At 37.6% G+C, this 23,639-nt stretch carries 24 protein-coding genes; 9 read left to right on the top strand and 15 right to left on the bottom strand.

What is annotated here, in order from left to right:
* The first annotated feature begins 76 nt into the window (after positions 1-76).
* The gene (locus JM81_RS02270) at positions 77-2,329 is read left to right on the top strand and encodes a TonB-dependent receptor (protein ID WP_144800517.1); all 2,253 of its coding nucleotides are present in this window, start codon (positions 77-79) and stop codon (positions 2,327-2,329) included.
* 57 nt (positions 2,330-2,386) lie between these two features.
* Here JM81_RS02270 and JM81_RS02265 read toward each other — a convergent pair whose 3' ends face one another.
* Positions 2,387-3,940 carry a DEAD/DEAH box helicase gene (locus tag JM81_RS02265; protein ID WP_144800516.1) on the bottom strand — a complete coding sequence of 518 codons (1,554 nt, stop codon included), beginning with the start codon at positions 3,938-3,940 and terminating at the stop codon, positions 2,387-2,389.
* 119 nt (positions 3,941-4,059) lie between these two features.
* Here JM81_RS02265 and JM81_RS02260 point away from each other — a divergent pair, with 119 nt between their 5' ends.
* Positions 4,060-4,644: a pseudouridine synthase gene (locus JM81_RS02260; protein WP_144800515.1), complete on the top strand. Its 585-nt coding sequence runs from the start codon at positions 4,060-4,062 to the stop codon at positions 4,642-4,644.
* Here JM81_RS02260 and JM81_RS02255 read toward each other — a convergent pair.
* The 3 genes from JM81_RS02255 to JM81_RS02245 form a co-directional block, all read right to left on the bottom strand.
* A complete protein-coding gene (locus JM81_RS02255; protein WP_144800514.1) occupies positions 4,637-5,572 on the bottom strand; it encodes an EamA family transporter in 936 nt (311 codons plus the stop codon). The two genes, JM81_RS02260 and JM81_RS02255, sit on opposite strands and share 8 nt — an antisense overlap.
* Positions 5,573-5,587: 15 nt before the next feature.
* Positions 5,588-6,046, bottom strand: coding sequence for a cold-shock protein (locus JM81_RS02250; protein WP_089260394.1), 459 nt, complete (start codon positions 6,044-6,046; stop codon positions 5,588-5,590).
* A gap of 361 nt (positions 6,047-6,407) precedes the next feature.
* Positions 6,408-7,190 carry a hypothetical protein gene (locus tag JM81_RS02245; RefSeq protein WP_144800513.1) on the bottom strand — a complete coding sequence of 261 codons (783 nt, stop codon included), beginning with the start codon at positions 7,188-7,190 and terminating at the stop codon, positions 6,408-6,410.
* Between the two features lie 161 nt (positions 7,191-7,351).
* Here JM81_RS02245 and JM81_RS02240 point away from each other — a divergent pair, with 161 nt between their 5' ends.
* Positions 7,352-7,981 (top strand): GntR family transcriptional regulator, encoded by a 630-nt coding sequence (locus JM81_RS02240; protein ID WP_144800512.1) that lies wholly within the window; start codon positions 7,352-7,354, stop codon positions 7,979-7,981.
* Here JM81_RS02240 and JM81_RS02235 read toward each other — a convergent pair whose 3' ends face one another.
* On the bottom strand, positions 7,982-8,581 hold the full coding sequence (locus JM81_RS02235) for a hypothetical protein (protein WP_144800511.1): 600 nt from the start codon (positions 8,579-8,581) through the stop codon (positions 7,982-7,984).
* Between the two features lie 3 nt (positions 8,582-8,584).
* Complete coding sequence (locus JM81_RS02230; protein WP_089260398.1) at positions 8,585-9,076, bottom strand: RNA polymerase sigma factor; 492 nt, start codon at positions 9,074-9,076, stop codon at positions 8,585-8,587.
* Positions 9,077-9,285: 209 nt separating this feature from the next.
* Between JM81_RS02230 and JM81_RS18365 the strand changes: the two genes are divergently transcribed.
* Entirely contained in the window at positions 9,286-9,432 is a 147-nt protein-coding gene (locus JM81_RS18365) for a hypothetical protein (RefSeq protein ID WP_179213167.1), read from the top strand.
* A gap of 2 nt (positions 9,433-9,434) precedes the next feature.
* Here JM81_RS18365 and JM81_RS02225 read toward each other — a convergent pair whose 3' ends face one another.
* Genes JM81_RS02225 through JM81_RS02215 form a run of 3 tightly spaced genes read right to left on the bottom strand, consistent with a single transcriptional unit; the run spans position 9,435 to position 12,165 of the window.
* Positions 9,435-10,529, bottom strand: coding sequence for an amidohydrolase family protein (locus tag JM81_RS02225; protein WP_261374938.1), 1,095 nt, complete (start codon positions 10,527-10,529; stop codon positions 9,435-9,437).
* A gap of 17 nt (positions 10,530-10,546) precedes the next feature.
* A complete protein-coding gene (locus JM81_RS02220; protein ID WP_144800510.1) occupies positions 10,547-11,158 on the bottom strand; it encodes a nucleotidyltransferase family protein in 612 nt (203 codons plus the stop codon).
* Entirely contained in the window at positions 11,158-12,165 is a 1,008-nt protein-coding gene (locus tag JM81_RS02215; protein WP_144800509.1) for an XdhC family protein, read from the bottom strand. The genes JM81_RS02220 and JM81_RS02215 overlap by 1 nt, the downstream gene beginning before the upstream one ends.
* A gap of 203 nt (positions 12,166-12,368) precedes the next feature.
* Between JM81_RS02215 and JM81_RS02210 the strand changes: the two genes are divergently transcribed.
* Together JM81_RS02210 and JM81_RS02205 are read left to right on the top strand one after the other, a co-directional pair.
* Positions 12,369-13,460: a vWA domain-containing protein gene (locus JM81_RS02210; RefSeq protein ID WP_144800508.1), complete on the top strand. Its 1,092-nt coding sequence runs from the start codon at positions 12,369-12,371 to the stop codon at positions 13,458-13,460.
* Positions 13,461-13,666: 206 nt separating this feature from the next.
* On the top strand, positions 13,667-14,488 hold the full coding sequence (locus JM81_RS02205) for a flagellar motor protein MotB (protein WP_144800507.1): 822 nt from the start codon (positions 13,667-13,669) through the stop codon (positions 14,486-14,488).
* A 75-nt stretch (positions 14,489-14,563) separates the two neighbouring features.
* Here JM81_RS02205 and JM81_RS02200 read toward each other — a convergent pair whose 3' ends face one another.
* From JM81_RS02200 to JM81_RS02185, 4 genes are read right to left on the bottom strand one after another with little or no spacing between them, the layout of a single operon-like run.
* Complete coding sequence (locus tag JM81_RS02200) at positions 14,564-16,027, bottom strand: M14 metallopeptidase family protein (RefSeq protein WP_144800506.1); 1,464 nt, start codon at positions 16,025-16,027, stop codon at positions 14,564-14,566.
* A gap of 51 nt (positions 16,028-16,078) precedes the next feature.
* Positions 16,079-16,738 carry an N-acetylmuramoyl-L-alanine amidase gene (locus JM81_RS02195; RefSeq protein ID WP_144800505.1) on the bottom strand — a complete coding sequence of 220 codons (660 nt, stop codon included), beginning with the start codon at positions 16,736-16,738 and terminating at the stop codon, positions 16,079-16,081.
* Positions 16,735-17,157 (bottom strand): 3D domain-containing protein, encoded by a 423-nt coding sequence (locus JM81_RS02190; RefSeq protein WP_315897737.1) that lies wholly within the window; start codon positions 17,155-17,157, stop codon positions 16,735-16,737. The genes JM81_RS02195 and JM81_RS02190 overlap by 4 nt, the downstream gene beginning before the upstream one ends.
* A 5-nt stretch (positions 17,158-17,162) precedes the next feature.
* Positions 17,163-18,674 carry an FG-GAP repeat domain-containing protein gene (locus JM81_RS02185; protein WP_144800504.1) on the bottom strand — a complete coding sequence of 504 codons (1,512 nt, stop codon included), beginning with the start codon at positions 18,672-18,674 and terminating at the stop codon, positions 17,163-17,165.
* Between the two features lie 105 nt (positions 18,675-18,779).
* Between JM81_RS02185 and JM81_RS02180 the strand changes: the two genes are divergently transcribed.
* On the top strand, positions 18,780-19,181 hold the full coding sequence (locus JM81_RS02180) for a DUF2452 domain-containing protein (RefSeq protein ID WP_144800503.1): 402 nt from the start codon (positions 18,780-18,782) through the stop codon (positions 19,179-19,181).
* Here the strand turns inward: JM81_RS02180 and JM81_RS02175 are convergent.
* Positions 19,176-20,051: a pirin family protein gene (locus JM81_RS02175; RefSeq protein ID WP_144800502.1), complete on the bottom strand. Its 876-nt coding sequence runs from the start codon at positions 20,049-20,051 to the stop codon at positions 19,176-19,178. The genes JM81_RS02180 and JM81_RS02175 overlap by 6 nt on opposite strands.
* A gap of 42 nt (positions 20,052-20,093) precedes the next feature.
* Here JM81_RS02175 and JM81_RS02170 point away from each other — a divergent pair, with 42 nt between their 5' ends.
* Positions 20,094-21,425 carry a serine hydrolase domain-containing protein gene (locus JM81_RS02170; RefSeq protein WP_144800501.1) on the top strand — a complete coding sequence of 444 codons (1,332 nt, stop codon included), beginning with the start codon at positions 20,094-20,096 and terminating at the stop codon, positions 21,423-21,425.
* Positions 21,426-21,827: 402 nt separating this feature from the next.
* Here the strand turns inward: JM81_RS02170 and JM81_RS02165 are convergent, their stop codons facing one another.
* Entirely contained in the window at positions 21,828-22,670 is an 843-nt protein-coding gene (locus JM81_RS02165; RefSeq protein WP_144800500.1) for a 1,4-dihydroxy-2-naphthoyl-CoA synthase, read from the bottom strand.
* Positions 22,671-22,851: 181 nt separating this feature from the next.
* On the opposite strand from JM81_RS02165, the gene JM81_RS02160 reads away from it, so the two are divergent.
* Positions 22,852-23,580: a phosphatase PAP2 family protein gene (locus tag JM81_RS02160; RefSeq protein WP_089260411.1), complete on the top strand. Its 729-nt coding sequence runs from the start codon at positions 22,852-22,854 to the stop codon at positions 23,578-23,580.
* The last annotated feature ends 59 nt before the right edge of the window (positions 23,581-23,639 follow it).

The raw sequence follows: 23,639 nt of genomic DNA, 5'->3' as shown, positions 1-23,639 counted from the left end.
TTGCAGATTTACAAAACCTTATTATTTTTTTGTCGTAGGTACGTTAAAGACATTCTTTAACCTAAAAAATATAAAAATGAACTATAGCTACAAGTGGGCACTTAGGCTGTTACAAGTATTAACCATAATTTTAATATCCACTTCAGTAAAAGCACAGAACATTAAAGGTAAGGTTACCGATTATAATGGCACGGCCTTGGAAAATGTCGGTATTTTCAACCAGACTTCAGGCCAACATAGCCATACCAACTTATCTGGGGCATTTTCACTTCCTGCTACCCATATAAACGATTCCGTATACTTTTCCAATTTGGGCTATAAAACTTTTGTTCTAGTCATAGAACCTAAACATTTTAATGAGCAGGTACAGATTACCTTGGAGGAGTCCAGCATAAACTTAGATCAAGTTGTTGTGGTGTCCAAGGTAGATGCAATGAGTAAAGTTGTGAATATAGATGTACAAAATGATCCGGTAAAATCTTCCCAGGAAATTTTACGAAAAGTACCAGGGCTTTTAATTGGCCAACATGCAGGCGGCGGTAAGGCAGAACAGATTTTTTTAAGAGGTTTTGATATTGACCATGGTACGGATGTAGCCATTAGTGTAGATGGTATGCCGGTGAATATGGTATCTCATGCGCATGGACAGGGCTATGCAGATCTACACTTTGTGATACCGGAAACAATAGAACATATAAATTTTGGAAAAGGATTGTATTATGCCGATAAGGGAAATTTTAACACCGCTGGGTACGTTGACCTTGGCTTGAAAAAAAATATTGACAAAAGTATGGTATCCTATGAAACCGGACAGTTCAATACCAATAGATTTGTGGGACTTTTTAAGTTATTGGAAGGAAATAAAAGTGATGCTTATTTTGCTTCGGAAATTTATCTTACCGACGGACCGTTTGATTCCCCACAAAATTTCAATAGGATAAATATTTTAGGACGTTATAATTATAAGGACCTTGGTAAGGAAGAGCTTACCTTGACCGCCTCTCATTTTCAAAGCAAATGGGATGCCTCGGGACAAATTCCTCAAAGGGCGGTTGATCAAAACATTATTGGCAGGTTTGGCGCCATAGATGATACCGAAGGAGGACAAACCAGTAGAACAAATTTAATGTTGAACCATACCAGATTTTTGGGCGATGACCAGTTTTTAAAGACGAGGGCATTTGTAAGCAAATATGATTTTGAATTATTCTCAAACTTTACATTCTTTTTAGAAGATCCGGTAAACGGAGATCAAATTCGTCAATTTGAGGATAGGACGGTTATGGGTGCTGAAACAGCTTTTGAGCAAATCAATATTACGGTTGGTGAAAATGATATGGTTGGGTACAAAGCAGGAATAGGTTTTAGAAATGATAATGTAGATGATGTGTCCCTATCACATACCTTAAACAGGAAGACCACTTTAGAGCAGTATGCATTTGGGGATGTCGATGAAACCAATATATACGGATTTTTGGATGGCACTTATAAAACCGGGAATTGGACTTTTAATCCCTCTGTACGTTTAGATTATTTTAAGTTCGATTATGAAAATAAATTAAGCGAAGCTTACGATAGCAGAAGTGAAAACAAAGCAAAAGTTAGTCCAAAACTTAATACGTTATATACGGTAAACCGCAATTGGCAAATGTTCTTAAAAACAGGTTTAGGATTTCATTCTAACGATACACGTGTTGTAACCGCGAATGAAGGTAGGGATATATTGCCAACAGCGTATGGAGCAGATTTGGGTACTATAGTAAAACCTGTGGATAAACTTGTATTGAACGCTACGTTATGGGGACTTTTATTAGATCAGGAATTTGTGTACGTAGGTGATGCCGGTATTGTTGAACCTAGTGGAAAGACACGTAGGTTAGGAATTGAACTAGGAGCCCGTTATCAATTATTGGACTGGTTATATGCATATAATGATATTAATTATACCTACGCCAGAAGTACGGAGGAATTAGACGGAGAGGATTATATTCCACTTGCGCCGGATCTTACCTCGGTTGGTGGCTTATCCATAAGTGATTTAGGTAACTTTTCCGGGTCATTGAACTACCGTTATTTAGGGGATAGGGCTGCAAACGAAGATAATAGTATAGTAGCGGAAGGTTATTTTGTAACCGATTTAAACTTGAATTATCATATTAAAAATTGGACATTGGGTCTGATAATTGAGAATTTATTTGATACGGAGTGGAACGAGACCCAATTTGCTACAGAAAGCAGATTGTTTAATGAAACCGCATCTGTTGAGGAAATTCACTTTACTCCCGGAACACCATTCTATCTTAGAGGCAAAGTATCGGTAAGGTTTTAGGAATTTTGCAAGTATCTACAAGTAATAAAAAAATTGAACGTATAAGTTAATCGAAATTTAATCCTCTGGCGGATATCCATGAATGTCTTCAAATACGGTATCGAAATTTTCTCTTAGGTATGCGTTCAATTTCTTTTGGTAGTCGTCCTTTAACCAGCTTAGAAAGTTATAGGTACTTTTACTTATACATTTTCCGTACACATGTATACGATTATCAATATCTTCTTTCAGCAATTTGGCCAATGCAAGTGCATCATAAACATCTTCACTGTTTTCAATACACATATGGGCATGTTGGGCTATGGAACGCTCTAGAACCACTTTAGATGATTCTCCTGCAAACGTAGCGGTTTCATACGTTTCCTTGATATCAAAATAGGTCTCCTTTGAGTTTTTGAATTCTGCTTTGACCTCTTCGGACAAATCCAGTTTAAAATCACTTTCAATATCCTCATCATCCCTAATACGATCCATGTAGAAATTAGGTGATTTGAAAATAGCGCCCCAATCTAGGTCCGCACCCCAAGGACCAAAACGATAAAGGTTGTTCCCTAGGTCAATTACGGTGAATTTGGATTTATTGTTCAATACCCTAGAGCCCCTTCCGATCATTTGATAGTACAGGGTAAGTGATTTTGTTGCCCTATTAAGGATAATGGTGTCAATGGTTGGTTCATCAAAACCGGTTGTTAAGATACTTACGGATGTTAAGATGGCATCTGGCGTTTCCCTAAACCACCTTAATATTTGTTTACGTTGTTTTTTGGTCGCCGTGTTGTCCAAATGCATAATGGGTAATCCTACGGCTTTGAATGTATGGTATACTTGTATGGACGTTTCTATACCATTATTGAAAATTAAAGTTTTTTTACCTTTGGAGTGTTTTGAATAAGCTTCTAATAGCTTGTTCAGCATAGCCGGGCTAGTATAAAGATCGGCAGATGATTTTACGGTATAATCACCATTAGAGCCTACTTCTAACGAAGTTAGCCCCATATCATAATGAAACACCTCTGCCCTAGCCAAGAAATCGTTCTCTATAAGGTTTTCAATACTTTCCCCGGGTATAAGTTCATCATAATTCTTGTTCATGGGCAAGTCCTTATTGGAACTTAAAGGAGTGGCCGTTACACCAAGAACAAATGAATTTTCAAAAAATTTGAACAGTTTGGTAAATGAATTGTAATGCGCCTCATCTATGATGACCAGGCCAACATCTGAAATATCCAGCTGGTCGTCGTTTAGACGATTGTTCAAGGTTTCTACCATGGCCACATAACAACTGTAACGTTCTTGGTCATCCAAATTTGCCTTACTGTTAACCACTTTGTTAACGACGCCAAAATTGGTGAGCATTTCAGAAGTTTGATTACAAAGTTCTATACGGTGGGTCATCACCAAAACTTTCTTGCTATGGTTTTTAAGGTACTGTCTTACTATTTCGGAGAAAATAACAGTTTTACCACCACCGGTTGGCAATTGATATAAAAGATGGTAATCTTCACGTTCAGAATCGAACTTGTCAAAAATTTGTTGAATAGCACCCTGTTGGTAGCTATATAGTTCCTTATCGGTTTTCTTATCCTGTAGTTCAAAAACTGTCTCTTGCATAAAATCTTTTCTGGAAGTTGCAAAGGTAACATTATCAATAGTAGATTACTAATTCATGGGTTAAAAAGGGTATCTTTTGCGACCATTGGTAAGCAATTTTTTACAGACCATACAAAATAATGAAACATTGCCATTTTAAAGTGTATAAACCATTTGGAATGTTGAGTCAATTGACTTCCAACGAAGAACGGCAGTTACGCAAGAAAAAGTTTTTAAGTGAACTTTATCCGTTCAATTCTGAAATTATGCCTATTGGTAGGTTGGACGAGAAGTCAGAAGGTCTTTTACTCATGACAACGGATGGTAAATTAAGCGATATCATAAATCGTAAAGGAGTAGAAAAAGAGTATCTGGCACAGTTAGATGGACTAATTAGTACACAAGCCATTATAGAACTAAGTAGCGGGGTAAATATTGGACTTTTTGGCACTACCTATGGTACAAAACCCTGTACGGTAGAGCAATTAATGACTAACCCCACATTACCCGAACCCAACGCTAAGCTCCGTATTGGAAGGCATAGACCAACTTCATGGATACGAATTATACTGACCGAAGGTAAATTTAGGCAAATACGCAAAATGACGGCTGCGGTCGGTTATCCTACCATACGACTTGTACGTGTACGTATAGGAAATATCTATTTGGGACACATGCAACCCGGACAAGTGGAGCCAATAACCTTAAATACGGATATTATTTAGAAATTCTTTTACCTGAAAACCTAGAGAAAATCGTTAAACTCTTTTTGGTATTGATAAAATAGACCCCGGTCAAAAGCACTATTGAGGCAACTATGGATTGTAATGTAATCTGTTCATTTAAGAAATACCAGCCTAATACCATAGCAATGATCGGGTTAACGTACGAAGAAGTGGCCACCTTTTCTGGAGAAACAAACCGTAACAGATAATTAAAGGCCGTAAAGGTTACAATACTGCCAAAAATAATAAGTAATAACATAGACCAAAGTACCGGTATACTCCATTGTGATGGCCAAGACCAAGTCTCTCCAAGTAAAAAGCTAATAATAATGAGGGAAAAACCACTGGTCAACATTTGATAGCCGGTATTGACAAAAAAGTTTTGTGGTAAATCTGCCTTACCGACAAATAAACTTCCATAGGACCAACTCAACATACAGATAAAGATGAGGAACATTCCCAATAATGCACCTTCTTGGGTTATTATTTGCTTTTGCCCAACCAATAGAAAAATACCGGTAATACCCAATATTACACCTATTACGGACATGGGTTGAATTTTTTTACCTTGCAACACACGCATCATCAATAAAACTACCAAGGGCTGTGCGGATACCTCCAAGGCCGCAAAACCGCTATCTACGAATTTCAAGGCCCATACCACTACCCCATTTCCAAAAGTTAAAAAAAGAAACCCTGCAATAAACGTATTCTTAAATTGTGTTTTTGTAATGCCTAAGGGTAGACCCAAAATTTTGGATATGATGAAAATTAAACTACCGGCCGTTAAAAAACGAATACCTGCCAGCATAAAGGCAGGTAATTCCGTTACCGCAATTTTGTTCCATAAATAAGTAGATCCCCAGATGAAGTAAATGGCAAAGAAAGACAATACTACCAGAACGGTATTGCGTTGCAGTTTTGCCATAGGGAAATGTGTTGGCTATATTTTTTTGACACGAACGGCATTCATACCCTTCATTCCTTTTTCAAGCTCGTACGAAACCTTGTCATTTTCCATGATTTCATCGATAAGACCGCTCACATGAACAAAATATTTTTCATTGTTTTCAGAGTCTATTATAAAACCAAAACCTTTAGAAGTATCAAAAAATGAAACCTTACCGTTTCTTACCGGATCAAATTCCTCAACATCACCTTCTTCTTTTTTAGGAATACCCAAAACAATATCCTCAGCTTCTATCTCTACCTTCATGGCAGGATCTGGCGGTGTATCTACCAAATTGCCATTGAAGTCCACATAGGCCAATGGTATGCCAGAAGTTCCACTTTCCTTCGCCGCTGCCTTGCGCGCGAGCATTTTTTTCTTTTTCTCTTCTCGCTTTTTTAAGCGTTTTTTTTCTTTTTCAGTTTTATTAAATGTCTGTTGTGATTTTGCCATTCGAAATTTTAATGATAATACTTGAATTTTACTGTAAAGGAATTGAAATACGTGGTGACGTATAGAACCAATGGTAAGTTTTTTGAGTAAACTATGCTGCCATTTGTTGTAAGGCCATTGCAAGAATCATCTGCACCCCTTTAAAGTCCAACAAAGATATGATTTGTATTTCAATTATTTAGCATTACGGGGCATCAAACTATTAAACTTTTAGAAGAGTTTACCATTATTTAATAGATAGCCAAGAAATATGGATTGTAAGATGTCATAATACAGGAAATAATAGTCCTGAAAATGAAAAGAGGAGTTTAAACTACTGTCGTTTAAACCCCTCTTTTAAAAAATTAATATGATATATACCCTAATCCTTTAGGGTAATTTCTTCTTGAACGCCGTTAGGATAGGTCATAGTGGCACTATCATCACAAGTACCATCACCAAATGCTACATTAACGGTAAGTCCATTTTTGGAGATATCCAAATCACCTGCAGCAATATAGGTACAGCCTAAGTCGCTTTTTAAGGGGGAATTTACCTCAATTTTATACGTGTTTCCTTCATATACCACGGTCCACTCCCCTGTTACACTATATGAAGCCGTTTCATCAAAAGTAATGGTCGTACTTTTTGTTCCGTTATCGGATATTATTGAGCCATCTTCCATTTCTACAGTTATATCGCTTGTAACCTCAAAAGTTATGGCACTTTCGTTATCATTACCACTGAACACATAAGATCTGGAACCGTTGACCTTGATTTCCCCAATATAAAAATCCACATAGCTTGCGGTAAAGGAACCTTCTTCTCCCTGAAGGTCATAGGTCACGGTCAACGTACCGTTTACTTGATCCGTTCCGTTCAATACACAATTGTTGAATACCGCTGTGTAGCCGGTATCCGTATATTCTGCGGTATAGCATTCTTCATTAGATGATTTTCCCGAAGAACCTTGGGCAGATGACATGTTGTAAAGTGCAAGGTCCACACCGTCCAAATAATCATCGGTGGTTAAAACTGCTTGCAATTCTGTTTCTGTAATAACTACTTCTTCATCCATAGCATTATCATCGCTACAGCTATAGGCAATGAATAATACCGGAAGTACGGCAGATAATTTTCTTAAAATTAATGTTACTTTTTTCATATTGTTTGCTTGTAGGGTTGTGCTATAAAAACGTACAAAAACACCATTAATTATAAAGACCGTCAATTTTATGCCGTGTTCTCAGAATATAAAAACCACAACGTATACGAAAACATGAAAATATTCGCTTATAATCATATACGATATACTATTTTTGACTCATGTTGGTAAAAGTAAACTTAAGGGACCAAGTAAGGGATTACCTTCTTTCTCAGATGATTACCGGAAATCTAAAAACGGGCAAAACCATTAATTTGGCGGCCCTTTCGCGCGATTTAGATGTTAGTGTAACCCCAATTAGGGAAGCGTTGGCACAATTGCAGCAGGCACATATCATCAAGGCCGTACCTAACAGAGGGTTCATCATTGCCGAACTGGATGTTAAAGAAGCCGAGGACCTTTATGGCCTAGTGGCCAATCTAGAAGTAATGGCCATTGAAAACACGGAGTTTACCCAAGAAGACATTGAACAACTAAAAATGCAGCAAGAAGTATTTGAAAATGCCAAAGATGCCATTTCCCGGATACAAGCGGATTTGGAATTTCATAGGCTACTAACCAAGGGCTATGAGAACGATTTGGCCTTACAGATACTAAACGACCTTAAAACCCGTATTTTCTTTTATGAAAGGGCCTTTACCAATGATGACTCCTTCTATAACAAATCCGATAACCAACATGAATCCATAATAGCCGCCATTGCCGATAATAACGTTCCTACGGCATCACTGCTATTGAAAATGAACTGGATGCTTATCTTAAACTACATCCAGAAAAAATTGACCGAATAATTAATCCAGTTCTTTCAAAATTTCTTGTGCAGATTTGGTCAATCGCATATATCCTCTATAACCCCATAAGCAAAAAATAAGGGTAATCACTAAAGTAATAGTTAGGAATATCCATTGTGTAGATCGTAAACCTTCCATAAAGATATCCTTGCCTGAACTAATTTTTGAAAAAGTAGGTAAAATAAATACCATACCAGCCATTCCAATACCCATAGCTATCTGCTGTATGCGCAATAGGCGATTTTTAGATTTTAAATAATGGGTAAGATTGGCTTTATAGCTACCGTTTAGAAGGTCTAAATTTTTAATCCTACGCAAGGCATACAATACCAGAACTGGAAAAATAACCATATAGCCTATGGTCAAAATTCCACATAAACGTAAGTACCAAGTATCCAAAACATTGAATTTATATAAGAAAAGTAAAGCCAGTGCAAAGCATACTATAGCACCTATTGTTTCTAGGGTTAGTGCGCTTTTAAATTTATTTTGATATTTCGCTTTGGTCATGTTCAAGATAATTGTATTCGTCAATTTTTTCTGCCGTTCCAGTTCGTTGCCCATTTGCACCCAGGCAGATTGTAATTCCTCCAGTTCCATAGATTATGATTTTATCATGTTAGATTTTAATTTTTGTTTGATTCTTGAGATTCGCGTTCCCACATTACTGGCCTGTAACCCTGTTATTTCTGCTATTTCCTTATAGCTTTTTGCCTCTAGTAGAAGAAAAATCAAGGTTTTGTCCAAATGATTTAAATGCTTTAAATGTGCATATAACAACCGTAATCGCTCTTCATATACGTCATCATTGCCAGGTTCCATAATTTGTGAAACTGTATCTGCCATAGAAACGGAATCCGGTCTTCTTTTATCTTTTTTTAAAAAAGTAATGGCCGTATTCATGGCAACTTTATACATCCAAGTGGTAATTTTAGACTCATTCCTGAACGAATCAAAGTACTTCCATAACTGAAATACCACTTCTTGAAAAAGGTCTTCTTGGTCTTGTTTGGTATCGGTATATATAGAGGTAACCTTAAACAACAAACCTTGGTGATCTCTTATCAAATTGGTAAATTCAACTTCTTTGGACATGTACAACCGTTATTTTCCCTATTGGTATATGAACAAACCTTTTTGTCACAGATAATTATTATTTTTTTGTTATTTGCTATCGTTTGGTTCGTATATAATGACTATCCCATTATGTGTAGAATAAAGATAACCAGCTGTTTAGCATATATTTAAAACTATCTATGCAACATAGGGCACAAATGTTCGTTTTATTTAAAAATTATTAGGTTATGCAATTTTTAAACAAGGAAATTGAGGCTTTGACTAAACGTAAAAAAACCGCTGCACTAGCCAAAAAGCAAATATCATGTGGTATTTTTCAAGATACTAAGGATATCCCTGTCAAAGCAGAGGATGTAGTATTGAAAAAAGTGTAATCTTATTCCTGAAACAAGGATTTATCCAGTCCTGGAATGAGATTTAGCGCATTTTTATAATATACTTTCTTCAACACATCGTCGGGTAGATCAAGCCCGTACATTGCCCAAAAGGCATGATATTTCTTGTAATAAGGAAAGTATTCATCATTGCTCTCCAACACCCTAAAATATGTCGGAAATTCCTCTGGTTTCCAACTATCCTTACCAAATAGGATACGGTCTTGATATTTAATAAAAAATGCCCTTGCATGCTGTGGTTGTCTACCCAACTCCGCAATAACGGCAGATATACCTACATTCATATTGGGCATTGCATCAAGTAACTCGCCTAGCTTTTCCAAATTATTGGCATGCCATCCCATATGTGCATTAATAAACTTGGTCTTAGGATGTTTTTTAAAAACGTTATGCTGCTCCTGTATAATTTGTTCAAAAGGTGCCGGATCTCTGTCAGACCTTTTTCTTCTAGGATGTGTTTTTAATTCTAGCCAACGCTCGTTTTCCGCATTCATTTCGTCCCAAAATGATTTGGGGTCAGCTGCATGAATCAATACTGGGACGCCCATTTCAGCACATTTTTCCCAAATAGGATTTAATCTGTAATCGTCAATAGCCAAACGATTTCCATCGGCATCTTTATTACGCAAACCTAGACTCTTAAAAATCTTTAAGCCTTTAGCCCCGTTCTTGATATCCAGTTCCAACTGGGCGGCAGCCTTTTTGCCCCACTCCAAATCTTTTGCTCCCTCAAAATCCACATTAGCAAAAACAACAAACCTATTGGGATAACTTTTGTTGATATTGTCAACTTTGTCTTTAAGACTTTCACCTGAACGACCACTTAAGTTCACCATTATGGCTTCGTTCATGGCGTTCATATCCTTTACCAATGCCGTAAGTGCTTGTACTGACATATCCCTTTGGTGGCTATGCACATCAATAAATGGAAATTTGGCCGTTTTAATTTCTTTGCCCGGTATGACCAATGTTGAAATAGGGTTATACTCTTCAAATCCCATTTCTTGGGAATATGCAAAATTAACTAGAATAAGGAAAACACTGGAGATTAGTATTGCTTTAAGGTGGTACATCATATTAATTATTATGTTGGTTATTGGGTATCTATAATTAGTTGTTCGTATGCCGCTTTAGTGTCTATATCAATAATTCCTTTTCCTGCATTTAGGCCAATGGTCTCTTTTCTATAACGTTTCAATATTTCTTTGGCCCCATAATCATCTTTAAGCTGGGAAAGTTTTTCATAAAAGGTAATAGGAAACAAAGCCGGTACACCCGTTTTTTGGGTATAATTGGTAGCAATTATTCTATTTGGATTTTGTATAAAATTTTCCACCATTAAATTTAAATAATCGGATGTCATTAATGGTTGGTCCGCAAGACAAATTAAAATACCTTGCGGTCTGGATGCCAATGAAAGTAAATGGTTTATACCATATGCTATACTATTTCCCAAACCCATTTGCCAATTGGGGTTTATCATATAATCAACATGGAGGTCGTTGAGGGAACATTTATCCACAATACGCTCTGCATGAGCGCCCAAAACAAGTTGTACCGAGCCTACCCTACTATTTTTGGCTGTTTTTATGATTTCTAATAAGAAATTGGAATCTTTCCACGGTAAAAGTTGTTTAATATCCTGCATGCGTTTAGATTCCCCTGCGGCCATTATTAAAACGGTTATGTCTTTTCCAGAAATCATTAAACCGGTTTTTGTGCCCTGTTTTTTAGCATCATGGGTTCGGTTTTCCTAATAACCGTTAGTATTTCCGCTAAAATTGAAATTGCAATTTCCTGAGGGGTTTCTGCACCAATATTTAATCCGGCAGGACCATGAATAGATTCAAGGAAATCTACAGAAATGTCCATATCCTGTTCCAATAGATGGTCCAGTAATTTTTCCCTCCTTTTAATAGGTCCTAAAACACCTAAGTACATAGGCTTTACATTTTTTAAGGCCATTAGATATTTTAAATCCTTGGCAAAGCTATGCGTCATAAGTACCACAGCCGTTTCTTCATCTATTTGTTCAACGGGGAATAGTTCGGGTTCATAATTCAATAATTCATCTATACCCTTAAAATCCAATATGGACTTGTTCTCTTGTGGAGTCACGGCCACCCTTACTTCCCAACCCATACCAACTCCAAAATGAGCTAGCTGAACCGCGTCATGTTCTCCACCTATAAGTAATAACCGTTTGCAAGGAGGCATTGTTTGTTCAAAGGAATGTGCGTTAGACTGTTGCTTGGTATAAGGATTTAAAGGATATGTTTTTGCACCTAGTGTTATAAAGGTGCCATAACCATTTAATTGCCCATATTCTTTCTCATATGTTGTTGATAAAGTAAAGTCCGTTCTATTCTCTATTACCTTTTTAAAGGCATGTACAAGGGATTCGTTGGGAGAGAAAATTTCCAACATAATGTACAAGATACCTTCGCACCCTAAACGAAAGCGACCGTCATAGGTCATTAATTTGGCAGAATGGTCCTTAAAGACGGACTGTGACTGAAAAAGTACTTCTTTTTCCACACAACCACCACTGACTGCTCCGATCATTGTATCATCTTCACGAATCAGCATACGGACACCTGGTTTTCTATACGAAGAACCTTCAAGAAAAACTACGGTTGCCAAAACACAACTTACATTTTCCTCCTTTGCCAATTCGTACGCATTAAAAATGGTCTTAAGTTCGTGGGTCATTTATTGTATTATGTTTAAAAGTACCATTTTATATAGCTTAGGACTCTATTAGATTTGCTATAAAGCTACTAAAATTATAGGCTTTTAATTTTTCAATATAAACAGGCAATTCACCTTTAACAATCTTTAACATTAATTTTAAAATCTTCTATAATTTAAATACACTTTGTCCGTTCTGCTAGTTGAACGTATAAATATTGAATATGAAAAATTTTTTAAAGACCTTCAGTGTGTTTTTTGTACTGTCTTTACTGGTTTCGTGTGGTAATGCAGATGATGATGTAAGTTTGGATCTGAACCTTGGGGATGGTCTAGGGAAAGGAGAGCCGGTAGATGATTGCTTAGGATTGGAAGAGGGCGAGTTGGTGCTTTCCATTCAGGAACAGTATACCACATTGCCGGGAAAAGTGTCCGTTTTCTTTAGAGTATCCGATACTAGCGGAAATCCCGTTCCAGGCTTAACGGCAAATCAATTTACCATTTATGAGCAAGGACGTAATGATGATTGTTTCAAAACCATTTCTACCTCTGAGTCTTCTGCAAGAATTTCTCCCAATTCCCAAATATTCTCTAACAATACCTTATTGGTGTTAGATTTAAGTAATAGCGTGTTGAGCAGTAGCTTGCAGGAATTAAAATTGGCCTCAACCAGTTTTATTGACGCCGTAATGCCATCTACCACCCAAGAGTCCGTAAAAATGGCTATCTATTGGTTTGATGGTGAAGATGAACTTCACCTCTTGAACGCTTTGACCCCTTCTAAAGATGAACTTATCGCATCTATAGATGGTATAACCGATGATATCAGTAACGATCCATCTACAGATTTATATGGTGCGGTAATTAAATCTACCGATATAGCATCGGATTTGGTAAAAACTTCTACCGCAGGCGGTAAAATTGGAGCTGCCTCCGTTGTTTTATTTACGGATGGTACGGATCAAGCATCTCGTTATACCGAAAGCGCCGCCCTTAAAAAAGTGAACGAAGCAAATGCCAACATTTCTTTCTTCAGTATAGGATTAGGTGGTGAGATCGATACAGAGGTATTGACGGATATAGGTAAGACCGCCAGCGTATTTGCACAGAACAAAGATGAACTGGAACGTACGTTCAGGGATATTTCAGAAAAAGTATCCGAAAGGGCCAATAGCTATTATTTATTTGAATACTGTAGCCCTAAACGAGATGGTAGCGGTGATAATAATCTGGCCATAGAACTTAATACCGGAGCCAGAAAAGGTGCGGTACAGACCAAGTTCAGTGCCAACGGATTTACTGGAGGTTGTGAATAAGTTTAATATGAAATGATAAGGAAAGAAGCGTATTTACGCTTCTTTTTTTTTGTTTTATTCCAGCACCAACAACATGTTGATACTCATTTTGTTGACGTTAAAATCACACTTAATTTTAAGGTAGGTGCATGGATACAAAACGTCCGTTTACCGATTTGCCCCGTATATAAAACCGATTACACAATTATTAATTTAAAATATATAAAATGAAAAGATTATCCTTGGTTACTATATTTTCGGTAGCATTGCTTACTTCATGTGTTTCTAAGAAGAAATATGTTGCCTTAGAAGACAACCTTTCACAGACACAGAGCACGCTTCAAAAAACACAGGTTGAAAAAGAAGAATTAGAGGCTCAAATGTCAAAAATAGAAGCCCGTGTAGAAGAGTACAACGCTAAGATCAATTCATTGAAAGAAATGAACGATAGCCAATTTACCAGCGTTGACGATGTTACCGTAATGAGTAACAACACCAAAGCCAAAATGAGAAATACGTTGAAGAATGTAGACCCGGCAAAATTGGCAGGCGCAAAAACACTACAGGATTCTATGAACTTGGCGGTGTCCTATAAACTAAAACAATCCATATCAGATGAGGATGAGGATGTAAACGTAAGTATTGATAAGACGGTAGTGATGATCAATATTTCTGATGAACTTTTGTTCAATACGGCCAGTTATAATGTAAGCAGCAAGGCAAACTCTATTTTAAAGAAATTGGCAGATGTCATTAAATCAGAGCCAAGTATGGAAGTAATGGTTGAAGGCCATACGGATTCTAGAACTATTAATACCCCAATGGTTACGGATAACTGGGATTTAAGTGTAAAACGTGCCACCTCTATCGTACGTAAATTACAGAAGGAATATGGTGTTGACCCATCTCAATTAATTGCATCGGGTAGAAGTAGCTATTTGCCATTGGTAGAAAACAATTCTAAGGAAAACATGGCAAAAAACAGAAGAACCAAAATTATTATTCTTCCTAATTTGGATAAGTTCTTTGCATTGTTAGATGCGGAGTAATCTTCTTATTAGGTTTTAAATTTAAAAGGGATGGTTAAACCATCCCTTTTTTTATATTCAATATTTTTTGAGCAATCATTTATAGATCATGCCATTGGGCACCTCAATATTTGATTGTGATAGATTGACCAAAAAGCCGTTAATAACCGCATACTCCAAACGGCCATCTTTTTCCAGAAAAAAGGTTGGGTTTATACCTGGTTGTAGTTTAAGTTCCGGTATTTTATAATTGGCACCAATTAAATGAACCGGAAAAGGCGAGTTAAGTTGTTTGGCCGGTATTGTGGACATACGAACATAAGCGTGGCCATCTTTCAATAACTGACCAAAGTCCAAACTTTGTACCTCGTTGAGGGTATTTAGGGTTTTTGGATACGCTGTAGCTTGTTTTATGGTGTAACCGGTAGCATCCAGGGTTTCATAACCATAATAGGTAGAAAGATCTCCCTGATCAAGAATTCGGCTACTGTACCAGAAAGAATTATGGTCTGCATAATCCACTTCAACCTGATGGATGCCTACATCAATTTTATATGAATTCCCCATTAAGTTATAACTGGCATTGGTTATTTTTAAATCGAAGAGTTTACGGTCGTTTTCCGGAATTTTTTCATATTCACCTATAGCTATTTCTTTATAGTTCTGTTTGGCAATGGTATATATTGCGGAAAGAATGGACACATAGTTAAGTTTTCTTATTTCCTGTTTTTCGGTATCGTTAGGATAGCCTCCAGATTCTATTAAAATAGTACTTGTACCCCATTTTTGAATATTGTCACCAAAGGCACGTGGTTCAAAATCATCATTGTAGCGACCAACTTGTCCCGGAGTATATTTTTGAAGGATGGAATTCATGAAAACTATTATTTTCATGGCATTGCCACGTACTTCGTTGATATCCTTTTCATAGTTGTAAGCTGGTGCCAAATAGGATATCGTTGCCGGTTTGTCGGTCCGTTCGGCATTGTAGTAGGTACTTTGGTCATGAAGGTTAAAGCCAAAATCCGCCGCTAGACTATCCCGAACCCTTTTTAAGGTTTTTGATTCGGGCGATTGTAACCTAAGCGCATCACGGTTTATATCTATGCCCAACAAATTACGTCGTTGAAAAAGTTCAGCTCCATCAGGATTTAGCATTGGTAAAAAATGGATGCTGAGATTGGATAAAATGGCCTCTTTTTCTTCTTTAAAATCCTTACTGTCAAAAAAATTCAGAATATCGAATATAGCCTGTGTCGCGGTAGGCTCATCACCATGCATTTGTGACCAAAGAAAAACATTGACGTCTCCCGTACCCAAACTAATTAAGCTTAACTCCTTCCCTCCTATTGATCGGCCCACGGTAGAAACCTTGAATTTGGGGTTGCTACGATACGTAGCTATTAGTGGCTGTATATCGGCTCTTTTGATCCTTCTCTTCCCAATTGAACCCTCTTTATAATTTTCGTAGGTATCATATAATTGGGTGGTCAATGCGGATGATTGACCAAGACCTAGCATGGGTAATGCGCATAAAAGTGCCAGTGCTATTTGTTTCATATGTTTTATTATTTGTTCTTATTGATTAATAGGATAAAAATACGATTTGCTTTACTGTGCCGGCAAAGGTTTAAAATCTAAATCCCTGACCGCTCTGCGCACTTTTTTCATAAAGTCATCACCCGGATCGGTTTTTATAGTCCTGTACCCCTCATCTTTTTCTAGCCACAACGGATGATTTTCAAAACGGGTATATTCATAATGGCCTATTAAATAATCAATATCATATTTCTTCTTCAGATAACCTACCAGCCATATATTGGCTTTTAATTGGGCCTTGGTCAACGGCAATTCATTTGTTCCGCCTACATTTTCAATACCTATCGCACAATGGTTAAGGCCAATGACATGACGTGCCATGGTAGTTTCCGGTAATAGTTGATAAATGGTACCGTCCCTATCTACCATAAATTGTGAAGACACGTTCAACCCACTTATATCCTTAATATCCGGACGCCAATTAGGCAGTATTTCCAGGTCAAAAGCTTCAAATGATTCCTTAAAAGTGGGAATTACCGTCCAATGCAAAACGATCATCCTTGGTATTATTTTAGGAGTTTCTTGTATGAGGCCATACCTATCTTTTAAATAATTTAACGTCAGTTGTTCACGCTGTTCCTTGAAAGTAATGGGATGCTCCAAAATGGTTTTGCTCGTTGAGCAGGATGCAAATAGTAGAAATAGGGCTAATAGGATAAAAAGACGTTTCATGGATTGGTATTGTTAATAGTGTCCTTTAATACGGCATAGGTAATGGTAATTTTTCGTTTTCCCCATTCTTTGGCTTTTTTTACATCTTCGTCCATATAGATATCTATGCGGTTTCGCCAACGGGAATGCATTTTATCCTTTACAAGGTAAATACCTTCCAAAGTATCTATTTTCACCATGGTATTATACGCTAGGCCTTTTTTCAATAAATCCCTAGATACGGCAATCCATTTTACACCTGGTTTTATGGAATCTCCCCACGCAGTTATTGCCGGATGCTCGTATGAGGTCTGGTTTGGTAAGGAATTATAGGCCGTAGCCGTAACCTCTAAAGGTATCCATTCATATTTTTCTACCACTTTTGGACTACATCCCAAAGCGAGTAAAAAAATGGATATAACGAATACCTTGTACTTCACAAGCTCTAATGTAATTTATTTTCCAGAATTAGTAGATCGGTATAGCTTTCTTTCCAAACCTTGTTCAAGGTTTCTGTTGCCGGGGTAAACCCAAACGACATAGCACTCAGTACAATATCAATATCACCATCGGCATCTGTGTCCGCGGCATCCATCAAGAACCATCTTCCCAAGGCTATATTGGCCAAATGTTGCTGCTTAAATGCTATGCTTTTACCGTTCATATTTTCCAAATAAACAAAATTATAATCCGGATAGTTTTCATAATCTGGAAATGTTGCCAGTAGAGCCATATCTATATCCCCGTCTTCATCAAAATCTTTTGCAATTACCCGGGTGGCCCCGTTTAAAGGATGAAAATAGTGTTCCTTAAAATTATTTTTTCCATCATTGATATGAATGCGCATGCCGTGATACGGTTTGCTAACAAATGACTTATCCGCATTATCCCCGTTAACGGTAATAATGTCATCAAAACCGTCCCCGTTAAAATCGACCAGCTCAAACCAACTGGAGCCATATACGGGACTAAACCTAATTATCTTTTTCGCTTTAAATTGTAAGGCTTCCTGCTGATAAAATATATACATTGCTTCATCACCTTGTGCCATCAATACCACTAAATCATCCTTACCATCCTTATCCATATCCCTTACAACAACACGCAAGGCACCAGGGAGGTTCAATAGAATGTTCTTGGAATAAAAACCGTATTTGTCCTTTACCAAAACGGAAAGATTACCGGTAAGGTCTCCAAATTCGCAAAGTAGAATTTCTTCCGTACCGTTATCATCTAAATCTGCATAAATGGTCTGCACCGGTCTGTGTAAGGAATCCTGTAAGATAGCCGTGGCTTGCCCATGTCTTAATACCGTGCTTCCCCTAGGTATTTCATTAGGATCCATAACGCCCATATTGGTTACATAAATACTATCCCCCACAAATCTGGCCGTAGTAATAGCCTTATCAAAATATCCGACATTTTGGGCTGTATGTGTGCTTAGGTCATACGTCATTAACTCACCAAACCTAGATCCCGTAACAATCTGTTTTCGTAATGTATCTACTTCCAAAAATGTTAAATAGCTGCCCTTTACGCTATCCAGAGTAACCGGTTGTTCATTGAACTGCGTAAGGGGTATACTATGGATAGTATCTGATCTTGAAGGCAAATTTTCCGGAGCAAGCTCAATAATATAATTTTTTAAAAGTTCCCAGTCCTTTAAATCGATTATAGGTTGATAAGGATAAATACCTGTTTTAATAATGGCAGATTGTTCATTGAACGGAAGTTTATAATAAGGATGGTTTTCTTGGGTTATAATACCCATACGCGCAGCCATAGCCGGTAGTACGTTATCCTCCCAAATATGTTTTGGTAAATCTTGAATATCTGGCGCCATATGACAGCTGGCACAATAGTTTTCATATAATACCACTTCCTTAGGTTTGTTTTCTGTATTGCATGAAAACAGGGCAGCAAAAAATAGAAAGAAAAGTGTTTTTTTAAGGATCATTAGCAAGGAATATGTTACCTAAAGGTTCAATTAAGAATGGAAGATACCTATACCCTAATAATCTAACAAGGGATAAATGCAGGCTTTTCTTAAATTTGTACTGCTATGAAAAAAGATATAAAACCGGACTATGTAGTCTACAATGAGGAAACACAGGAATATCATGGAAAATTACTGCCATTTGCATCTGGTGTTTCCGCACCAAAAATAACCCCGCCAGACGTAACTTCGTGGAAAAACAGCCACATTATCAGTGCCAATAACCAAATTAAGGCACAATATGAAGAGCTGGAAAAAGCCTATAGGGTATTAATGGAAAATTATGAATACAATAATTTGGTCTATAGTGCAAAGTTCAATTTTGAACCTATAGTGGGAAAAACCTACCACCTATATAAATCTAATGATGAGAGTACATTCTTATCCTTAATTCAACCGCACGAGTGTAATTTTGACCATTTGGGCAACTTTAGGCTAACGGCCGATAAGATTTGGGAGAAACTATAGACCGGGCAATGGAATATAACTTTGCTCACCTTTCATCATAGGGAACGATCTTTGTGCCCATTGTTCCTTAATTTTCTCTAGGTTGGCCTTATCATGGGAAACAAAGTTCCAAAATATATGGCGCTCTTCCGGGAAAGGTTCCCCACCAAATAAAAGAATATGGCTACCTGCACGAATACGCGTTTTGCAGGTGTCCGATACTTTTGCTACAAGTATGTTACCTTTTCCTATTTCTTCCCCACAGGCTTCAATACTTCCTTCTACAATACAAATACCAATTTCACCGCTTAGGTTGTTCATGGTGTCCAATTCATACGGCTCATCGGTCTTTATTTCTATCATGAACAAAGGGGAATGTACCGGTACGGGAGATGTACGCCCATAACCTGAGCCCGCAATCAATTTAAATGAAGCGGTATGGTCTGTCCATTGTGGCAATTCCTGCGCTGTAAAATGATGGAACTCAGGTGCTATTTGCTCCTTATTCTTAGGTAATGCTACCCAAATCTGGTAACCGTGGGCAATAAATTCATTGCCCTTTCGTAGGCTTTCCGGTGTACGTTCCGTATGGGTTGCCCCTCTACCGGCAACCATCCAATTTACTGCACCGGGACTTATAACCTGCTCAGTACCCAAACTGTCTTTATGAAGAATTTCACCCTCGAGCATAAAAGTAAGGGTAGATAGGCCATAATGTGGATGCTGGTCTACATCCATATAGTGGTGCGGACCTAATTGCGTAGGGCCCATATGGTCTATAAAGATAAAAGGGCCTATCATTCTCTTCTTTCTAAATGGTAACAATCTACCCACAAGAAAGTCACCAATATCCCTACTTCTTTCCTCAATTATTAATCCGATGTTAGACATACGCTTGCTTTTGATAAATTTACATAAAATGAAAAGTTGCGCATGAGAAAAATAAAATTACTTCTGGGTATTATACTTGTAGGGGTCGTAGTACTGGTTTATTTTAATTATCCCAAACTGAACCTTATTTCTGGTTATGCGGCAAAAAATATGGCATCTAGCGTGTACGTAGCCGATAGAAGTACTGAGGATGTGCAATTTTATGATCATGACATGCCCTTGATAAAATTAGCCAATGCAACGGTTTCAGATCAAGCACATACGGCCAGTGCCAAAGTCTACGGATTAATGGAAAGAACGGCATTTTATAAAGAGGGATTGGGTGCGGTATTGACCAATGAAGAATATAGCCAACATGCGTTCAATACGGTTCCTCACAGAAAAACAAAAAAAGATACCTTACCTTTTCCCTATGGAAACAATGGCCTGACCGATACCCTATTGCCCAATGTTGATTATGATCAGGTGGAGGTGGCGCTAAACAATGCCTTTCAACATCCCGAGGAAAAAACTAGAACATTATTGGTAGTCTATAAAGACCAGATTATAGGTGAACGGTATATTAATGGATTTACGGAGGATACTCCAATTCTAGGGTGGTCCATGACAAAAAGCGTTTTGGCAACATTATACGGGATATTGCAATACCAAGGACAAATTGATGTAACTGCTCCAGCTCCCATTAAGGAATGGCAAAATGACGGGAGAAAAGCCATTACCATTAACAATTTGCTACGTATGCAAAGCGGATTGGCATGGGAAGAGGATTATTTTAAAATATCCGATGTTACGAAAATGCTGTTTTTAGATTCTGATATGACCCTTGCACAACGCAAGAACGAAATGATTGCCCCACCCGGTGAAATCTGGAACTATTCCTCGGGCTCCAGTAATCTTTTATCGGGTATTCTTCGCAATCAGCTTGGTAGCCATCAAACGTATTTAGATTTTCCATACAAAGAACTTATTGATAGAATTGGAATGCATTCCATGTTACTGGAAACAGACTTGGTGGGAAACTATGTTGGCTCTTCTTACGCTTGGGCCACTACGCGAGATTGGGCCAAATTTGGACTTTTGTATTTACATAACGGTAACTGGAACGGTGACCAACTGTTTTCAAAGGAGTGGGTGGACTATATCACTACACCAACACAAAATTCCGACGGTAAATATGGTGGACATTTTTGGTTGAATGCCGGTGGAATTTTTCCGGATATACCAACCAATGTATATTCTGCGAACGGATTTCAAGGTCAGCGTGTTTTTATCATTCCCTCAAAAGATATGGTTGTGGTTCGTACCGGCTTGGAAGAACAAACCGATGAACAATACAATACCTTACTGTCCGAAATTTTATTGGCTATTCAATAAAAAACAAAAACTTTAGCTTTTTTCCTACAAAACCACATTTTTGAGCCCTTTCACAACAGAATCCTCTAATGTGGCAACAATAGTTTCACAAAACTAAGGATCATTTCTACATTTACAGTGTTATAAAAAACGAATTAAATTTTTTCATTTTCATATAGTGTTCTCGTAAAAGAGTCTGACCTTCAAATGGTTAGACTCTTTTTAGTTTAGGGTAATTCAGTTTCCAGTAGCAGTAGTCAGTTTTTGGAGACATAAATGATGTACTCGGTATTATGTATCACTTAAAGTGTACAAAAACGCGAAGCGTTTTATACTAGCAACCATTAACGGACAACCATCAACGGACAACCATCAACGGACAACCATCAACGGACAACCATCAACGGACAACCATCAACCAACCTACGGTAGCCAATTGTCTTTTCCAAAATCAGGTTTACGCTTTTCCAAAAATGCGTTTCTACCTTCTTTGGCCTCTTCCGTCATATATGCCAAACGGGTTGCTTCACCCGCAAATACTTGCTGGCCTACCATACCATCATCTGTGAGGTTCATGGAGAATTTCAACATTTTAATTGAGGTAGGCGATTTTTCCAATACTTCTTGGGCCCACTGAAAAGCGGTGTCTTCCAATTCTTCATGGGGTATAACGGCATTTACCATACCCATTTCAAAGGCATCTTGGGCAGAATAGTTTCTTCCTAAAAAGAAAATTTCACGTGCCTTTTTTTGTCCCACCATCTTTGCGAGGTAAGCAGAGCCATATCCGCCATCAAAACTGGTAACATCGGCATCGGTTTGTTTAAATATGGCATGCTCCTTACTGGCTAATGTCATATCACATACAACATGCAGGCTATGTCCACCACCAACGGCCCATCCCGGTACTACGGCAATGACCACCTTTGGCATAAAACGGATCATACGCTGTACTTCTAAAATATTAAGACGGTGTTGCCCATCAGCACCCACATATCCTTTTTCTCCCCTAGCCTTTTGATCACCACCACTACAAAAAGACCAGATTCCGTCTTTCGTGGAAGGTCCTTCCGCAGATAAGAGTACCACACCAATTGACGTATCTTCCTGCGCATCATAAAAGGCCTTGATCAGCTCGCTTGTAGTGTGCGGTCTAAACGCATTACGAACATTGGGTCGGTTAAAAGCAATACGGGCTACACCATTACATTTTTTATAGGTAATATCATCAAATTCAATAGCAGTTTTCCAATTGGGTGAATTCATAGTCTATAACAGGTTTTTTAAGGTATAAAGATACGGTTTAGGCGCTTACCCAACCAAAAATACCTATATCGCCAAACTATTAAAATTTCAAAATAACACGTAAAAGAGTCATTTATCCAATGCATTGTACTATTAGATTTAAGCAAATACCGCTAAGTTTACGGTCTTATTATTGTTGATTATGAAGCAATCACTTTTTACGTTTATAAAGAAACTACGGGAGTTTTTAGAAAAAAAATTACATCAGTACAATACAACCTTACCGTATGTCATTACGGTTGTCGTTGCCTTAATTTTAGTAGTAGGTGGAATAAACCTGTTTATTGAACTTACGGATACCTTAAAGACCGAGACCTTGGCCATGTACGATACTCAGATTACCGATTATATAATTTCATACCGTACACCGGCATTGACAAAATATTTTATATTCATGACAGATGTAGGGGATTTTCACGGTTATTTAATTGTTCTTGCAATTTTTTTGTTACTGTCACTTTTGGTTTTTAGGCGGTGGAAATACGTAGTACAGGCTACGTTAGTGTTAGGTTTGGCAACAGTTTCCAATATGATGTTGAAACGATTTATTGACCGTGCGCGCCCTGGAATTGAACATTTGGTCTCCGTAGAAACATTAAGTTACCCCAGTGGTCATGCCATGAGTGCCATGGCATTTTATGGTTTTCTAATGTTTTTGATGTATAAATTCAACATACAAAAAGTGGCAAAGGTTTTACTTATGTTTCTTTTGGCACTTATAATTCTAAGTATTGGCATCAGTAGAATCTATTTAGGTGTCCATTTTCCATCTGATATTGCCGGTGGTTTTATAGCCGGTGCCATTTGGGTAATTTTTTGTGTTTTAGTTTTCGATTTGATCGAGCTGTTTAGAAGAGATCCAAAGACCTGAAATCCATAATCCGGGAGAGGGCATATTTGATAACTATTTTTAACTTTGATACCATAAAC

It is taken from the genome of Maribacter sp. MAR_2009_72, assembly GCF_007827235.1.
GTDB lineage: Bacteria > Bacteroidota > Bacteroidia > Flavobacteriales > Flavobacteriaceae > Maribacter > Maribacter sedimenticola.
Note: the sequence above shows the minus strand (reverse complement) of the source record. Positions and strands in the feature narration are given on the sequence as shown.

Coding starts and splice junctions, on each gene's coding strand:
- JM81_RS02270 (WP_144800517.1), top strand. CDS start 77: ATGAACTATAGCTACAAGTGGGCACTTAGGCTGTTACAAGTATTAACC.
- JM81_RS02265 (WP_144800516.1), bottom strand. CDS start 3,940: ATGCAAGAGACAGTTTTTGAACTACAGGATAAGAAAACCGATAAGGAA.
- JM81_RS02260 (WP_144800515.1), top strand. CDS start 4,060: ATGAAACATTGCCATTTTAAAGTGTATAAACCATTTGGAATGTTGAGT.
- JM81_RS02255 (WP_144800514.1), bottom strand. CDS start 5,572: ATGGCAAAACTGCAACGCAATACCGTTCTGGTAGTATTGTCTTTCTTT.
- JM81_RS02250 (WP_089260394.1), bottom strand. CDS start 6,046: ATGGCAAAATCACAACAGACATTTAATAAAACTGAAAAAGAAAAAAAA.
- JM81_RS02245 (WP_144800513.1), bottom strand. CDS start 7,190: ATGAAAAAAGTAACATTAATTTTAAGAAAATTATCTGCCGTACTTCCG.
- JM81_RS02240 (WP_144800512.1), top strand. CDS start 7,352: ATGTTGGTAAAAGTAAACTTAAGGGACCAAGTAAGGGATTACCTTCTT.
- JM81_RS02235 (WP_144800511.1), bottom strand. CDS start 8,581: ATGGAACTGGAGGAATTACAATCTGCCTGGGTGCAAATGGGCAACGAA.
- JM81_RS02230 (WP_089260398.1), bottom strand. CDS start 9,076: ATGTCCAAAGAAGTTGAATTTACCAATTTGATAAGAGATCACCAAGGT.
- JM81_RS18365 (WP_179213167.1), top strand. CDS start 9,286: ATGCAATTTTTAAACAAGGAAATTGAGGCTTTGACTAAACGTAAAAAA.
- JM81_RS02225 (WP_261374938.1), bottom strand. CDS start 10,529: ATGATGTACCACCTTAAAGCAATACTAATCTCCAGTGTTTTCCTTATT.
- JM81_RS02220 (WP_144800510.1), bottom strand. CDS start 11,158: ATGATTTCTGGAAAAGACATAACCGTTTTAATAATGGCCGCAGGGGAA.
- JM81_RS02215 (WP_144800509.1), bottom strand. CDS start 12,165: ATGACCCACGAACTTAAGACCATTTTTAATGCGTACGAATTGGCAAAG.
- JM81_RS02210 (WP_144800508.1), top strand. CDS start 12,369: ATGAAAAATTTTTTAAAGACCTTCAGTGTGTTTTTTGTACTGTCTTTA.
- JM81_RS02205 (WP_144800507.1), top strand. CDS start 13,667: ATGAAAAGATTATCCTTGGTTACTATATTTTCGGTAGCATTGCTTACT.
- JM81_RS02200 (WP_144800506.1), bottom strand. CDS start 16,027: ATGAAACAAATAGCACTGGCACTTTTATGCGCATTACCCATGCTAGGT.
- JM81_RS02195 (WP_144800505.1), bottom strand. CDS start 16,738: ATGAAACGTCTTTTTATCCTATTAGCCCTATTTCTACTATTTGCATCC.
- JM81_RS02185 (WP_144800504.1), bottom strand. CDS start 18,674: ATGATCCTTAAAAAAACACTTTTCTTTCTATTTTTTGCTGCCCTGTTT.
- JM81_RS02180 (WP_144800503.1), top strand. CDS start 18,780: ATGAAAAAAGATATAAAACCGGACTATGTAGTCTACAATGAGGAAACA.
- JM81_RS02175 (WP_144800502.1), bottom strand. CDS start 20,051: ATGTCTAACATCGGATTAATAATTGAGGAAAGAAGTAGGGATATTGGT.
- JM81_RS02170 (WP_144800501.1), top strand. CDS start 20,094: ATGAGAAAAATAAAATTACTTCTGGGTATTATACTTGTAGGGGTCGTA.
- JM81_RS02165 (WP_144800500.1), bottom strand. CDS start 22,670: ATGAATTCACCCAATTGGAAAACTGCTATTGAATTTGATGATATTACC.
- JM81_RS02160 (WP_089260411.1), top strand. CDS start 22,852: ATGAAGCAATCACTTTTTACGTTTATAAAGAAACTACGGGAGTTTTTA.